The sequence below is a fragment of the Alloyangia pacifica genome (assembly GCF_003111685.1).
GTDB lineage: Bacteria > Pseudomonadota > Alphaproteobacteria > Rhodobacterales > Rhodobacteraceae > Salipiger > Salipiger pacificus_A.
Genome location: NZ_CP022189.1, coordinates 809,100 through 823,484, shown reverse-complemented (window position 1 = coordinate 823,484; position 14,385 = coordinate 809,100). Strand labels below are relative to the sequence as shown.

Here is a 14,385-nt window from a genome sequence, read left to right as displayed (position 1 = left end):
GGTCTGCCGCGCGATCGCGCTGACGCCGAGGCCCTGCCGTTTCAATTCCAAGATCATCACGATCTCCCTCAGTTCCACCACCTGCGCGCCGTTCCATTGGCATCAGCAAGGATAATTCTGCGTTGCCGATGGTCCGGGGGGCATGCCCCCCGGACCATCGGCAACAGCGCCAAACTGGAGAAATTTTATCCAGCGCTTTTGGAGAGATTCCGTCCAGCACTCACGCCCAGATCCCCGAGGCGGTGATCCACCATGAGCTGCGGAATGCCCTTCGAGCAGCGCTCGACCCGTGCCTCGACCTCGAAGATGTCGCGTAGAAGCGCGGGCGTGATCACTTCGCCCGTCGGCCCGCAGGCCGCAAGTCCGCCCTCGGCGATCACCAGGCAGGCGTCGGTGAAGCGCAGCGCGTGACCGAGGTCGTGCTGGGCGATCATCACCAGCAACCCCTGCTCGCGTGCGAGGCTGCGCATGAGCGTCTGCAGGCCGATCTGCCGCGACAGGTCAAGCGCCGAGGTCGGCTCGTCCATCAGCACGATCTGCGGACGCTGCACCAGCGCCTGCGCCACGCCGACGATCTGCCGCTGGCCGCCGCTGAGGTCGCCCACAGGACGACCGCGCAGCCGCCCCATGTCAAGCAGGGCGATCACCCGGTCGACCTCGGCATGATCCTCGCCCGAGACCTGCAGCCGCCGCCCCTGCATGCGCGCCAGCAGCACCGCCTCGTAAACCGAGAGCGCCGGGCGCCCGCCGTCATCCTGCGGCATGTAGGCGATGGGACGGGGTGACGAGGCACCCTCGATGCGGACCTCGCCCGCCCCCTTCAAAATGCCGAAGATACGGCGAAAGAGCGTTGACTTGCCCGCCCCGTTCGGCCCCAGCAGAGAAACCACCTGCCCGCCGGTCAGCTTGGGCGTGGTGATGCCCGACAGCACCTCGCGCCCGCCGTAGCTGGCGCCCAGATCCCGCAGCTCGAGGCCTACCATGCGCTGCCCCTCCGGCTGAGGATGAGATAGAGGAAGAAGGGGATGCCGACGATCGCGGTGACGATGCCAATGGGGATCACCGTGCCGGGGATGGCCATCTTCGACAGCACCGAGCCTACCGACAGGATCAGCGCGCCCGACAGCGCCGCACCGGGCAGCAGAAAGCGTTGATCCTCGCCCAACAGCATCCGCGCGATATGCGGGCCGACGAGCCCGATGAACCCGATGGTGCCGACGAAGGAGACCGAGATCGCGGCCAGCAGGCTGACGATCATCAGCACCTCGAGCCGCACCCGGCCCGGGCGCACCCCCATGCTCTCGGCCTTGGCATCGCCGAGCCGCATGGCGGTCAGCGCCCAGCCCCGCCGAGTCAGGAGCGGCAGCGAGAGCGCCAGCGCGGCCGAGGCGATGGCGAGCTTTGGCCAGGTCGCCTTGGTGAGGCTGCCCATGGTCCAGAAGACCACGGCCGCCACCGCCTGCTGGCTGGCAAAGAACTGGATCAGCGACATCAGCGCGTTGAAGATGAAGACAAGCGCGATACCGAGCAGGACAATCGTCTCGCTGGTCACACCGCGCCGCAGGCTCAGCGCGTAGATCGCCAGCGCGGTCAGCATCGCCATGAGAAAGGCGTTGACCGGAATGATGTAATCCACAGCGAAAGGAAAGAGCGCCACGCCAAAGGCCAGTGCCAGCGCGGCGCCGAAGCCCGCCCCCGCCGAGATGCCCAGCGTGAAGGGGCTTGCGAGCGGGTTATTGAGGATACTCTGCATCTGCGTGCCGGCGACCGACAGGCTCGCGCCGACCACCAGCGCCATCAGCGCCACGGGCATGCGGATATCCCAGACGATCACCTTCATGCGCTCATCCACCGACCCGGGGCTGACCAGCGTGCGGGCCACATCGGCCAGCGCATAGCGCGCCGGGCCAAGCGCGAGATCGGCGCAGAAGGCCAGCCCGAGGGCAAGGCCGAGGCCCAGCAGGATCAACTGCCTGCGAAGCACGAGGGCGTGATAGAAATCGCGCCCCGTCTTCGATCCGGTTGCGGTCCCGAGATCAGTCATCGCTCAGCGAGACCCAGTAGCCTGGCGTGTAGTCCACCGGCAGGAACTTCGTGTGAAGCTCCTTCAGCGTCGCCTCGGGGTCGAGGTCCGCGAAAAGTTCGGGATGCAGCCATGTGGCGATCTTCTGCACGGCAACAAAGTAATACGGATTGTCGTAGAACTGGTGCCAGATGGCGTGGAACTGGCCGGTCTCGACGGCATTGATGCCGGTCATCGCGGTGCGCTGGGTGAGCGCCTCGAGCTTGCCGCGCGCCACGTCCATGTCAGAGCCCGGCCCCATGCCGACCCAGTTGCCACCGGGAACGTAAGCGTCCCACTGGCCGCCAGTGACGATCACCTGGTCGGGATTGGCGGCAATGATCTGCTCGGGATTCAGAGTGCCAAAGGTCGAGGGCAGGATATCGCCCGCGATATTGGTCCCCCCGGCGATCTCGACGTAGTCGCCGAAGTTGCCGGGACCAAAGGTCATGCAGCAATCGTCCGAGTAGCCGCCCGCGCGGTCGACGAAGACCTTGGGCCGGTCGAACTCGGCACCCTCAAGCGTGTCGGTCACCCGGGCCATCTGCGCTTCGACAAAGTCGATGTACTCTTGCGCCTGCGCTTCCTTGCCGGTCACCTTACCCATGATACGCATGGACTCGACGCTATGGGCCATCGGATCCTCGCGAAAATCGACATAGGCAATCGAGATGCCGAGCTTGGCCAGCTTCTCGTCGTAGCCCGCGTCCTCGGTCGCCGCCTTGGCTTCGAGGTTCATCAGCACCAGCTGCGGCTTCAGCGCTGCAGCCTGCTCGACGTCGAATGTGCCGTCCTTGAAACCGCCGAAGGTGGGCAGGTCTTTCAGGTGCGGGAATTTCTCTGCGTAGATGTCGTAGCTGGCGGGGTCCGCCTCCAGCAGGTCCTGACGCCAGCCGACGACGCGCTCGAAAGGGTCCTCGCGGTCGAGAATGCCGAGCAAATAGACCTGCCGCCCCTCGCCGAGGATCATGCGCTCCACAGGCGCTTCGACGGTGACCTCGCGCCCGGCGATATCGGTAAAGGTCACGGGATCGGCCAGCACTGCACCGGCGTGAAGGGTGAAGATCAGGGCCGCGGGGCCGGCAAGACGGTGCATCATCGAACTATCCTGTACGCAGGTCGAACTCGCGGCGGGCCTAAGTTATTTGACTAAATGAATCAACAATCATTCCCTACTGAAACAGTCATTTTTCTGCGAGGGAATGGCGACCGCGGGATGGCGAGACTCGAAAGGGCCGTCAGCAATGGCCGCCACGGACTGTCCGCTTGCTGAGTGAGGGCCCGTTTTATGCTAGCATTGCGCAACCAGGCGGCGATTCTGAACTGAGCGTCTCCCTCTTCTTCGATCGCCCGTTTCATTCCGGCTGCCAAGTTGCACCGCGGGAGGAAGAAATGACCACGATTACGTTGAACGGCGTCGAGCAGGTCTTCGACGAAGATCCCACCATGCCGCTGCTCTGGGCCATCCGGGACATCGCCGGGCTCACCGGCACGAAATACGGCTGCGGCGCCGGGCTCTGCGGGGCCTGCACCGTGCATGTCGAGGGCAAGGCGGTGCGCGCCTGCCAGACCAGCCTGCGCGCTGTCGAGGGCAAGGCGGTCACAACGATCGAGGGGCTCGACCCCGAGGGCAACCACCCCGTCCAGGTCGCCTGGCGCGATCTCAACGTGCCGCAATGTGGCTTCTGCCAGCCCGGCCAGATCATGCAGGCCGCAGCCTTTCTTGGCGAGACCCCGAAGCCGACCGACGCGGAGATCCTCGCCGCCATGTCCGGCAACGTCTGCCGCTGCGGCTGTTACCAGCGCATCGTCGATGCCGTCCGCCACGCCAGCACGGGGATCTGAGCCATGCTGAAATATCTTGAACCGCTTCTCGACACAGGCGCCGCCAGCGTGCGGCTCGCCAAGGTGACCCGCCGCGGCTTTCTGGGCACCACCGGCGCCTTTGCGCTGGCCGCCTATGCGATGCCCGCTCGCGCCTTCGAGACCTATGACACCGGTGGCTCGGGCATGGAGCACGGGATCGTCGAGGATCCGCTGGTCTTCGTGTCGATCGACCCGGATGGCACGGTCACGCTGGTCGCCCATCGCTCCGAGATGGGCACTGGCAGCCGGACGTCGATCCCGATGGTCATGGCCGACGAGATGGAAGCCGACTGGTCCCGCGTGAAAGTCGTGCAGGCCCCTGGCGATGAGCCGAAATATGGCAACCAGGACACCGACGGCTCACGCTCGATGCGCCACCACATACAGATGGCGCGGAAGATCGGCGGCGCGGTGCGCACCATGCTCGCCCGCGCCGCCGCCGAGGAGTGGGGCGTCGATCCGGCGCAAGTTACCGTCGAGATGCATGAGGTGAAGGGCCCCTCGGGCCAGAGCCTCGGCTTCGGCGCGCTGGCCGCTGCGGCGATGGCCCAGCCGGTGCCCGCGCATGAGGAGGTCACCTACAAGACCGAAGACCAGTTCCGCTACGTCGGCAGGGGCGAGGTGCAGATCACCGACCTTCACGACATCACCACCGGCAGTGCGGTCTACGGTGCCGATGTGATCCTGCCCGGGATGAAATACGCGGTGATCGCACGCCCTCCGGTGGTCGGAGGCAAGGCGCTTTCCTTCGACGCCGCCGAAGCGCTGAAAGTGCCCGGAGTCGAAAGCGTGCACGAGCTGCCCTATGCCTCGATGCCGACCCAGTTCGCCCCTCTCGGCGGGATCGCCGTGGTGGCCAGCAACACCTGGGCGGCAACGCAGGGACGCGAACGGCTGAAGATCGCATGGGAGCCCGGGCCGCACGGCGGATACAGCTCCGAGCCCTACTTGGCCGAAATGGTCGCGACCTCCGAGCAGCCCGGCACCGTTGCCCGCGACCAGGGCGACGTCGAGGCGGCGCTTGCCGGTGCCGCGAAGACCTTCACCGCGACCTACACGCAGGACCATGTCGCCCATATCCCGATGGAGCCGCCGGCGGCGATCGCCAACTATACCGCCGAGGGCCTGGAGATATGGGCGCCGGTGCAAAGCCCCTACACCACGCGCAAGGATGCCGCCAAGGCGGTCGGGCTCGACCCGGAGATGGTGCGGGTGAACGTCACGCTGCTCGGCGGCGGCTTCGGCCGGAAATCCAAGGCTGACTATGTCGCCGAAGCCGCGCTTCTCTCGAAGGAGATCGGCGCCCCGGTGCGCGTGCAATGGACGCGCGAGGACGACGTGAAACACTCCTTCTACCACACGACCTCGGCGGAGCGCATCGACGTCGCGCTCGACGAGAGCGGCAGGGTCACGGGTTGGCGGCACCGCTCGGTGGCGCCGTCGATCCTGTCGACCTTCGCCCCCGACGAGGGCAACGTGCTGCCGCTCGAGCTGGCGATGGGGATGACCGACCTGCCCTTCGATCTGCCCAATATCCGATGCGAGCACGGCAAGGCGCTGGCACACACGAGGATCGGCTGGTTCCGCTCGGTTTCGAACATCCCGCACGCCTGGGCCATCGGCTCCTGCGTGGGTGAACTGGCGCATGAACTCGGCAAGGACCAGCGGCAGATGTGGCTCGAGCTGATCGGCGCGCCGCGCAGCCTCGACCTCAAGGCGGCCGGCCTGCCCGAGGATTTCTGGAATTACGGAGAGCCCATCGCCGAATTCCCAATCGAGACCGGGCGGCTCGCCGATGTCCTCAATATCGCCGCCGATGGCATCGGCTACGGCAACGAACTGCCCGAAGGCGAGGGCATCGGCCTCGCGGTGCACCGAAGCTTCGTCTCCTACGTGGCCTGCGCAGCGCGGGTAAAGGTGGCGGACGGGCGGATCACCGTGCCCGAGATGTACATGGCGATCGACTGCGGCTTTGCCGCGAACCCCGAGCGCATCGAGAGCCAGTTGCAGGGCGCGGCGGTCATGGGCATGACCGTGGCGCTGCATTCGGGGATCACCTTCGAGGACGGGGCAGTGATGCAGTCGAACTATTACGACTACGACGTCGTCCGCTCCGACAACTTCCCAACCGTGGTCACCCACATCGTGCCGCATCCCTTCTCGGTGCACGCCACCGGCGTGGGCGAGCCGGGGGTGCCGCCTGTCGCACCGGCCATCGCGAACGGGCTCTTCGCCGCGACCGGCGAGCGCCGCCGTCACCTGCCCATGGGCGTGGAGGCGTAGGACATGCGGGCCCGCGCCTGGTTCGCGGGTGCGGGCTACAAAACATGAGTCGATGCGCCGCTCGAAGAGCCGATCTTCGGCGGCGCGAGACCGCATCTCAGGATGAAACGTGGCGCCTCACGCGGGGCCCTTTTTCATGAAATGGGAGTTGCCTCCTCGCACCTGCGCCCAGATCACCGGCGCGGGGTGCGGAGCATCTCGGTGATCGGATAGCGCGCCGCCACGGCGTTCAGCCCCTGCCAGACCTGGGCCAAGGCCTCGGCGGTGAGGGGGGCGTCTGGCAGAAGATAGCTCTCTCCTGCCGCGAAGGGCGCCGCGAGCGGCTCGGAGACCAGCGGCTTGCCCGCGAGGTGCGCCATCAGCACCCGCGGCACCTCGGTATAGGCCCCGGGAAGCGAGTGCAGGTTGAGCATCGCCGCCCCCGAGGCAATGGCTTGGTCAATCTCGTCGATGCCCGCCTTCATCGGCAGCGCGCGGACATCCCGGATCTGCGCGAGCTTGGCCTGCCGCTCGGCGTTGAGATTGCCGACAAAGACCAGTCCCTCGCCCGGGCTCTGCGCCCGCGGACCCGGACCGAAAACATAGGGGCCGAAGAGGAACCGCCGGGGCAGAAGCCGCGGCAGAAGGCCGTAGAATGGCCGGTTCTGGGGATTCCAATCGACGAAGAGGTCGGCCTGCAGCGCCAGCCGCGCGATGCGCCTGCGGGTCAACTTGGTTTCGATGGCGCGGCCGTCCGCGTCGAGGATCTGTTCGGTCTGAACCACCACGAGCCGCCGCCCCCGGCTCCGTGGAATCCGCCGCGCGCGATGCGCGCCGAGCCAGATGTCGGTGGGGCCGAAACTCTCGGAGAGCGTGGCGAGACTGCCGCTCAGCGTGCGCGCCACGAGCGCCAGCGTGCGGTGCGTGGTCAGAAACCGCAGCTCGCCGACCTCGAGCGTTTCGATCGCCTTTGCCATGCCGCTTCCCCTTATACCCGCAGGCCGGGCTAGCGCATCCACGGCCCCCGGACAAGGCGAACCCTGCGCAGGTCGCAAGACCCTGCGCGGGTGCCGAGCCGCTACCGGCGGCCCACGGGCCTCAGGCTGTCAAAGGCCTTGCCCGTTGCCTCGTGATACTCCTGTTCGTCCCAGAAACCGATCAGGATGCCGGTCTCCGCCGCAACCTTCTGCCGCGCCAGCACTGCGGGCGTGGCGGTGATACGGGTATGGTGCCGCCGGGACCAGTCGAGCAGCGCCGCCTCCAGTCGCGCGCGGACCTGAACATGCTCCGGTGCCTCCGAGGCGCCAATGTCCACCAGCTCGCCGGGGTCCGTCTCCAGATCGAAAAGAACCGGCCGGAACCCCTCGCAGCGGATGAATTTCCAGCGTCCGTCGAAGATCATCACCGTATGCGCCTCTTCCTGCGGCTGGCCGAGGGTGCGGGCCATGTCGGACCAGTGATAATCGTGTTCGCTGATCGCATATCGGCGCGAGATGTCTCCGGTGCCGTGCAGGATCGGCGTCAGGTCGCGGCCCTCGATCACATGCGGCTTGGGCGGACAGCCGAGCGCAGCCATGAAGGTCGGTGCAAGGTCGATCATCTCGACCAGCGCGTCCGACACAAGGCCGCGCGTGGCGTCGGCCTCGGGGCGCGGGTCGGCGATGATCAGCGGCACTTTCACCGCCATCTCGTGGTAGAAATCCTTGTCGCCCATCCAGTGGTCGCCCATGTAATCGCCGTGATCCGAGGTGAAGGCGACGATGGTGGTCTCGCTCAGCCCCTCCGCGTCCATCCAGGCGAACAGCCGCCCGAGGTTGTCGTCGAGCTGTTTGATCAGCCCCATATAGGCCGGGATCACGTGCTCGCGGACAGGGTCGCGCGAGAAACTGCGGCAGACCCTTGCGCCGTGGTAGGCGCGCAGCAGCGGGTGATCGGTCTCGCGCTCTGCCTCGGAGCGGACGGGCGGCACGATATGGCTCTCGTCATACATGTCGTGGTAGGGCGCGGGCACGATATAGGGCCAGTGCGGCTTGATATAGGACAGGTGGCACACCCAGGGGCGGCCGTCTGCCTGCGCCTCGCGCATGAAGTCCATCGCGCGGTCGGTCATATAGGCGGTTTCCGAATGCTCCTCGGGGACATTGGCGGCAAGCCGCGAGTTCTTCAGCAGCCAGGCCGACAGCAGCTCGCCATCGTCGTCGAGCCCCGAGTTGGCAAAATCTTCCCAGGGGTTTTCGGAGCTGTAGCCCTGCGCCACGAGGTAGTCGTCATAGGCCGACCAATTCTGCCGCGGGCTGTCCGGGTGCAGACCGTCGTCGCGCTCAAAGGGCTCGAAGCCGCATTCCGAAACACGCACCCCGATCTCGCTGTCCGGATCGATGCCGAGCCAGGCCATTCCCTCGGCATCGGCGGTCATGTGGGTCTTTCCCACCAGCACCGCGCGGGCGCCCACCTCGCGCAGGTGATCGCCCAGCGTCGGCTCGCCGACCCGCAACGGCATGCCGTTCCAGGTCGACCCATGGCTGCGCACGTAGCGACCGGTGTAGGCCGACATCCGCGACGGGCCGCAGACCGGCGACTGCACGTAGGCGTTGGAAAAGCGCACCCCCCGCGCCGCCAGGGCGTCGATATGCGGCGTATGCAGGTAAGGGTGGCCGGTGCAGCTGAGATAGTCGAAGCGGAGCTGGTCCGCCATGATCCACAGAACGTTGGGGGGCTTGGTCACTTTGCGCTTTCCTCCGTCAGCACGTCGTCCACGGGTCTGCGCAGGAAGGTCTCGAGCCGGTCGAGATAACCCACGAAGATCCTGATTTCCTCTTCGGAAAATACCTCGCGCAGGGCGGCGCGGCGGCGCGCCATCACCGGCGCTGCACGGGCATAGGCGGCGCGGCCCGGCGGAGCGATCTCGACAATGGTCTGCCGCCCGTCGCCCTCATCCCGGCGCATGGTCACATAGCCCTTGCGCCGCATCTCGGGCAGCGCCCGGCTCAGCAGTGAATGATCTGCCCGCTGGGTCGCCGCGAGATCGCGGATGGTCATCGGCCCGACCTCGTGGAGATCCCAAAGCGTGCGCCATTCCACGATCGAAAGCCCTCCACCCCGCTGCAGGAATTGCTGCCCCTGCGAGCGCGACGCGGCGTAGATCGCCGGCAGGCGGGAAAAGACGTTGTGGTCCTCCCGCGCCCGGCGCTGCGCGATGCGTGCGGCATCCCGTTTGCTCGCATTGGTCATGATGAGCCTCCCGTTGCCCCGATAAAGCCCGAATAAATAATACGTGACAAGTCATATATATTCTGCGAGCGTTTCTCCTACGTCCCCGGGAACCGCGGGGCGTCCGCCTTTGGAGGAGGGCGGTGACCAAAGGGAGGAACCATGCTCAAACAGATGCTCATGGGCGGCGTTCTGGCGCTCGCGCCGGTGCTTGCCGCGGCCCAGGCCACGTTAACCGCCGAAACCACGACGCCCGGCTCGACGCCGCATTACATCGATTCCACGCTTGCCGCGGTGCTCGACAGCGCCGGTGTCGCGACCATGCAGATCACCGAGGGCGCGACGCTGACCAATTCGGTGCTCGCGGTTGCCGAGGGCCGGCTCGACATGGCCCCTGCCCCGCTGATCCTGCCCTTCCTGCTGTCGCGGGGCATCGGCCCCTACGCCGGGGTCGGCCCGGAGCGGGGCGCCGAGCTGGCCTCGAACATTCGCGCGATTTTCTTCAACGCAGGCTCGGCGCAGATCCTCGGCTACTACAACAGCAACCCGGTCGAGGACATTCGCGACATGTCGGGCAAGCGCATCTGGAACGGCCCGCCGCGCGGCGCTGCGCTGACGTCGGGCCGGGCAATGATCCAGCTGCTCTCGGGCCTCAAGGACGGCGAGGGCTATGAAAGCATCCAGACCGACTGGCCCGACACCGTGCCGACGATCACCGGCGGCGGCGCGGACGTCTGGACCATCCCCGAGGGTCTGCCCTCGGGTCGCCAGATCGCCATTGCCTCGGCGGGCGGGATCACCATCCACGACGTGCCCTCGGATCTTCTCGCCAGCGAGCTTGGCCAGCAAATCGTCGCCGCACCGGGCCATGCGCCCTATTCGGTGCCGGTCGAGGACTTCCGCGCCGCCTACGCGGGCAATGACATCACCGTGGTCACCGACGACGACACCTTCGACAGCTTCGCCACCGCCTTCGGCCAGATCGTGCCCGCCGGGCTGGACGAGGAGCTCGTCTATCAGATCACCAAGGCCTACCTCGGCGGCGAGGAGCGTTTCATCACCGGCTCGCCACGTGGCCCCTTTGCCCGAATGAGTTTCGGCGACATCGACGGCACAAGCCAGGGTGCCTGTGGTGCGGTGCAGATCAAGATGCACCCCGGCGCCATCCGCGCTTTCGAGGAGGCGGGCCACAGCATCGCCGACTGCCTGCGCCCCTAAACAGGCCCTGATCCCCTCAATCCGGCGGGGCCGCCCCGATGGCCCCGCCGGCGCCACCCCAGCAAGGCCTCGGTGACATGACGCAGCAAGACATCACCCACCCTCTGGGCAAGCGGATCGCCCTGGTCCTCGCCGTGATCCTGGTGATCGTCGGCATGATCAACACGATGCCCGAGATCCCCGGCCTGCAGGACTGGGCGCGCGAGGCGACCGGACGGCCGTTTTTCCGGGTGTCAGGCTTTCCGCCGGAGTATTTCTACCCGCCGGTCTTCCTGGTGATGATGCTGATCGTGGCGCTCGACTCCAGCGTCTATAGAGAGTGGAAATGGGACCACCCGGAGCGCGCCTGGCTCGGCGCGCTGCTCGATGCGGGGTTGATCCTCGCCGCCCTGCTCGCGGCGGTGGGCTTTCTGGTGGAGGTGGACTCGATCTGCCTCATCGACCAGATCACCGGCGAGCGCGCACGGCTCATCCAGGAGGCCGCCGAGCGCTCGGCCGGAGTGATCCCGGGCATCTCCTTCGAGGCCGAGGTTCCCGCCTGCCAGGCCCGCTTCGGTATCTGGATCATCCCACTGCTCTTCACCATCATCACGCTGTTCTTTCTCTACAACATGCGGGTCTGGGGTCTGCCGCTGGTGGCGGTGGCAAGCGTCGTCGTGCTCTATACGGTTGCGACCGCGCTGATCTGGATTTTCGATCTGTCGGACAACAGCTTCCTGCTCACCAAGCTCGGCGCCGACGGCGGTGACGTGCGCGCCGCTGCCATCCAGAAAGCCACCAATGTCTTTGTCACCCCCGATGGCTTCATGGGGCGGTTCATGGACATCGTGGTCAACCAGGTCTTCCCTTACGTGGTGCTGGGCGCGCTTTTCGGCACCTCGGCCGGAGGCACCTCGCTGATCAAGCTTGCCGTGCGGATGACGCGCCGGCTGCGCGGCGGGCCGGCGCATGCGGCCATCGTCTCCTCAGCCCTCTTCGGTACGATCACCGGCGGGCCGGTGACCAATGTGCTTTCCACCGGGCGGCTGACCATTCCGATGATGCGGCGCAACGGATTCTCGCCGCAGTTCGCGGGCGGCGTCGAGGCGGCCGCCTCTTCGGGCGGGCAGATCATGCCACCTGTGATGGGGGTTGCGGCCTTTGTCCTCGTGGCGCTGACGGCGGTGCCCTACACCAAGGTGATCACCGCCGCCTTCCTGCCGGCGCTGGCGTTCTTTTTCTCGATCTTCCTCGCGGTGATGTTCCAGGCCCGCAAGGACCGGATCGAGGCCATGCGCGAGATCCCCGAGGACCTGGTGATGCACCGGCAGGACTGGCTGAACCTGGTGATCATCGTGCTGCCGATCCTGACCATCCTTTTCCTGCTCCTCGGCTCCAAGGACACCATCGGGGACAGCATGGTGGCGGCGCTGCTGCCGGACTTCGTGACCCAGATCATCACCAATGCCACCGGCGACGCGGTCTCGGCAGGCTGGTGGGCGGTCGCGGTGCTGCTGCCGCTGCTCTTCCTCGATCCCGAGACCCGCGCAAAACCCTCGAAGGTGCTGCTGTCGCTCGCGGATGGCGGCATCCTCATATCGCGGCTGTTTCTGCTGCTCTTTGCTGTGTCGATCATCTCGGCCTTCCTCAACGAGAGCGGCCTGACCGGAGAGCTGACCCGCGCCGTCACCACCTGGCTCGAGCGCGCGCAGGTGCTGCATCTCTTCGGCCTCGAGATTCCCATCGTCGGCGGCGTTTACCTGATGCTGGCGCTGGTCTGCGCCATGCTTTGCGCCATCCTGCTCGGCATGGGCATGCCGACCGTGCCCGCCTACGTCAACGTCGCCCTGCTGCTCGGCCCGCTGCTGTCGAGCCTTGGCGTCAGCTTCTTCACCGCGCATATGTTCGTCTTTTACTTTGCCGTGGCTTCGGCGATCACCCCGCCGGTCGCCATTGCTGCCTTCGCCGCGGCTTCGATCACCCGCACCGAGCCGATGCGCACCGGGCTTGCTGCCGTGCGCGTGGGCATCGTCATGTTCGCGATCCCCTTCGTCTTTGCCTGGTACCCCGAGCTGCTGCTGATCGAAGAAGCGGTGACGATCACCGACGACATGGGCCGGCGGGCCTTGATCGAGGGCTACAGCGGCGAGGTCGAGATCACCGCCCTGCTCTTGCTGGGCGCCCGGCTGATACTCGCGCTCTACCTGCTTGCCTCGGCGCTGACCCGCTTCGACCGCCGGGACCTGGCCCGCTGGGAGCAGGTGCTCCGGCTGGTCGCTGCGGTTCTCATCCTGTGGAAGACGGTGCCGCTCATGACGCTCGGACTGGCGCTCGGGGTCGGGCTGATGGTCCTGCACGCCATCACGGCGCGCGGCGAGCCCGCACGCACGCCGGTCTGACGCCTCCCACAGCCGCGTTCAGCAACGCCGAGGGCAACCAGAGCGCAAGACGCGCCAGCGCGGAGACACCCTCAGCTCAAGCGGCCCGGGCCGGGAAAGACACCGGGGAAGTGCATGGTCGCGCTCTTTTCGATGCGACGCAGATGTTCGGCCGCGCGGGTATCGCCGTCCTTTTCCCGAGCGGCGGTGAAAAATCCGGGCGCCGGGTTCTTGCCGTCGGCGAGCAGCGCCGCAGCATGCAGGTTGCGCTGGTTCGGCAACGGTTGGTAGATCGGCGTGCGGGCAGGCGTCGCCGGGTCCGGGACCGGCACGCTCCGCAGCCGCGGCGCCGGACGCTTGGCGAGTTCGCGGCGCGCGGCGATCAGCGCGGCCTCCGTGCGGTTCTTCGCCCCGAGCTTGCGCATCACCTGCCGGACGTGCAGCTTCACCGTCGCTTCGGTGGTGTCGAGGACGCGGGCGATCTCCTTGTTGGAACGGGCCTTGCCGAGGTGGTCCAGCACGGCCAACTGGCGTGGTGTCAGATCGGCGAGGTCAGGCTCGTCGCTTTCTGCTGCGTCGCCGGGGTCTCCGGCCTGCTCGGTCCGTGTCTGCCGCGGACTCATACGCGGGGCAGCCGCGACGGTGCGCGGCGCGGCGCCATGGTCGCCGGACGTCCGCCCGGACAGGTCGGGCAACTGCTCGGGATCGCCGGACGGCGCGGCGCCCGGCTCTCTCGAAGGCTCCGAGGATTGCAGCAGATCAAGCACCGACGGTGGCACGAAGATGCCCCCGTGCAGGGTCAGGTCCAGGGATTTCAGAGCAACCGCCGGGTTGGTCGATGCCGGAACCACCCCCCGCGCCCCGGCCTGGAGCGCGCCGCGCACGAATTCTGCGCTTGCAGCTTCGCAGAACAGCACGACGGGTCCAAACCGTGCCGTCTGGCTGAGCGTGCGAACGATGCCGAACCATATCTCATCGCTGGTGCTGGCGCCGGTATTGATCACGCACATGCCGCCCGTCGCCTGCGGAAAGATGTCGCCGGCTTCACTTGCGGCGATCTCTTCGATCCGCAAACCGTGGAGCCGCGCAAACCCCGAAAGAAATTGGGAAAGCTGTGCGCGCGTCAGGGGCATCTCATCCACGATATAGAGGATGGGCTCCTTTGAATTTGAAATGCTCACTGCATCAATCTTCCGTGCTGTGTCCCTTGTGGAGCGGGATCTCATTAAAGATGAATTTCAGAATCTTCTTTCTCGAAAATATGCAAATTCTTGAAGAGCTCACTACAACTTCAAGTATAGCACCGCGATGAATTTGAACGCCTCGGAATATATCTCTCAGCGGTGCCTTGGCGGATTGTCGCTGAGCGCCGGGCTCCCGGAAATTTTAGACATGATGGCCCAACGTGGA

At 66.4% G+C, this 14,385-nt stretch carries 11 protein-coding genes; 4 read left to right on the top strand and 7 right to left on the bottom strand.

The features are described from left to right. Positions 1–185 precede the first annotated feature (185 nt). From CEW88_RS03950 to CEW88_RS03940, 3 genes are read right to left on the bottom strand one after another with little or no spacing between them, the layout of a single operon-like run. The gene (locus CEW88_RS03950; RefSeq protein ID WP_108964783.1) at positions 186–983 is read right to left on the bottom strand and encodes an ABC transporter ATP-binding protein; all 798 of its coding nucleotides are present in this window, start codon (positions 981–983) and stop codon (positions 186–188) included. Next, positions 977–2,044: a FecCD family ABC transporter permease gene (locus CEW88_RS03945; protein ID WP_108964782.1), complete on the bottom strand. Its 1,068-nt coding sequence runs from the start codon at positions 2,042–2,044 to the stop codon at positions 977–979. Before CEW88_RS03945 ends, CEW88_RS03950 begins: the two co-directional genes overlap by 7 nt. Further along, the gene (locus CEW88_RS03940; protein WP_108964781.1) at positions 2,037–3,161 is read right to left on the bottom strand and encodes an ABC transporter substrate-binding protein; all 1,125 of its coding nucleotides are present in this window, start codon (positions 3,159–3,161) and stop codon (positions 2,037–2,039) included. The genes CEW88_RS03945 and CEW88_RS03940 overlap by 8 nt, the downstream gene beginning before the upstream one ends. 293 nt (positions 3,162–3,454) lie before the next feature. On the opposite strand from CEW88_RS03940, the gene CEW88_RS03935 reads away from it, so the two are divergent. Both CEW88_RS03935 and CEW88_RS03930 read left to right on the top strand, forming a co-directional pair. Beyond that, complete coding sequence (locus tag CEW88_RS03935; protein WP_108964780.1) at positions 3,455–3,907, top strand: (2Fe-2S)-binding protein; 453 nt, start codon at positions 3,455–3,457, stop codon at positions 3,905–3,907. Positions 3,908–3,910: 3 nt separating this feature from the next. Next, complete coding sequence (locus CEW88_RS03930) at positions 3,911–6,211, top strand: xanthine dehydrogenase family protein molybdopterin-binding subunit (RefSeq protein ID WP_108964779.1); 2,301 nt, start codon at positions 3,911–3,913, stop codon at positions 6,209–6,211. 173 nt (positions 6,212–6,384) lie between these two features. On the opposite strand, the gene CEW88_RS03925 is transcribed toward CEW88_RS03930, so the two are convergent. The 3 genes from CEW88_RS03925 to CEW88_RS03915 form a co-directional block, all read right to left on the bottom strand. Continuing rightward, complete coding sequence (locus CEW88_RS03925) at positions 6,385–7,167, bottom strand: hypothetical protein (RefSeq protein ID WP_108964778.1); 783 nt, start codon at positions 7,165–7,167, stop codon at positions 6,385–6,387. Positions 7,168–7,268: 101 nt separating this feature from the next. Further along, entirely contained in the window at positions 7,269–8,915 is a 1,647-nt protein-coding gene (locus CEW88_RS03920; protein WP_108964777.1) for a sulfatase-like hydrolase/transferase, read from the bottom strand. Continuing rightward, positions 8,912–9,421, bottom strand: coding sequence for a MarR family winged helix-turn-helix transcriptional regulator (locus CEW88_RS03915; protein WP_108964776.1), 510 nt, complete (start codon positions 9,419–9,421; stop codon positions 8,912–8,914). The genes CEW88_RS03920 and CEW88_RS03915 overlap by 4 nt, the downstream gene beginning before the upstream one ends. A 141-nt stretch (positions 9,422–9,562) precedes the next feature. Between CEW88_RS03915 and CEW88_RS03910 the strand changes: the two genes are divergently transcribed. Together CEW88_RS03910 and CEW88_RS03905 are read left to right on the top strand one after the other, a co-directional pair. Beyond that, a complete protein-coding gene (locus CEW88_RS03910; RefSeq protein ID WP_108964775.1) occupies positions 9,563–10,618 on the top strand; it encodes a TAXI family TRAP transporter solute-binding subunit in 1,056 nt (351 codons plus the stop codon). Between the two features lie 77 nt (positions 10,619–10,695). Further along, positions 10,696–12,996 carry a TRAP transporter permease gene (locus tag CEW88_RS03905; RefSeq protein WP_108964774.1) on the top strand — a complete coding sequence of 767 codons (2,301 nt, stop codon included), beginning with the start codon at positions 10,696–10,698 and terminating at the stop codon, positions 12,994–12,996. 71 nt (positions 12,997–13,067) lie between these two features. On the opposite strand, the gene CEW88_RS25175 is transcribed toward CEW88_RS03905, so the two are convergent. Then, a complete protein-coding gene (locus CEW88_RS25175) occupies positions 13,068–14,108 on the bottom strand; it encodes a response regulator transcription factor (protein ID WP_368074603.1) in 1,041 nt (346 codons plus the stop codon). Positions 14,109–14,385: the final 277 nt, after the last annotated feature.

Excerpts from the sequence above, each read along its gene's own strand:
- CEW88_RS03950 (WP_108964783.1), bottom strand. The coding sequence starts at position 983 with ATGGTAGGCCTCGAGCTGCGGGATCTGGGCGCCAGCTACGGCGGGCGC.
- CEW88_RS03945 (WP_108964782.1), bottom strand. The coding sequence starts at position 2,044 with ATGACTGATCTCGGGACCGCAACCGGATCGAAGACGGGGCGCGATTTC.
- CEW88_RS03940 (WP_108964781.1), bottom strand. The coding sequence starts at position 3,161 with ATGATGCACCGTCTTGCCGGCCCCGCGGCCCTGATCTTCACCCTTCAC.
- CEW88_RS03935 (WP_108964780.1), top strand. The coding sequence starts at position 3,455 with ATGACCACGATTACGTTGAACGGCGTCGAGCAGGTCTTCGACGAAGAT.
- CEW88_RS03930 (WP_108964779.1), top strand. The coding sequence starts at position 3,911 with ATGCTGAAATATCTTGAACCGCTTCTCGACACAGGCGCCGCCAGCGTG.
- CEW88_RS03925 (WP_108964778.1), bottom strand. The coding sequence starts at position 7,167 with ATGGCAAAGGCGATCGAAACGCTCGAGGTCGGCGAGCTGCGGTTTCTG.
- CEW88_RS03915 (WP_108964776.1), bottom strand. The coding sequence starts at position 9,421 with ATGACCAATGCGAGCAAACGGGATGCCGCACGCATCGCGCAGCGCCGG.
- CEW88_RS03910 (WP_108964775.1), top strand. The coding sequence starts at position 9,563 with ATGCTCAAACAGATGCTCATGGGCGGCGTTCTGGCGCTCGCGCCGGTG.
- CEW88_RS03905 (WP_108964774.1), top strand. The coding sequence starts at position 10,696 with ATGACGCAGCAAGACATCACCCACCCTCTGGGCAAGCGGATCGCCCTG.
- CEW88_RS25175 (WP_368074603.1), bottom strand. The coding sequence starts at position 14,108 with ATGCCCCTGACGCGCGCACAGCTTTCCCAATTTCTTTCGGGGTTTGCG.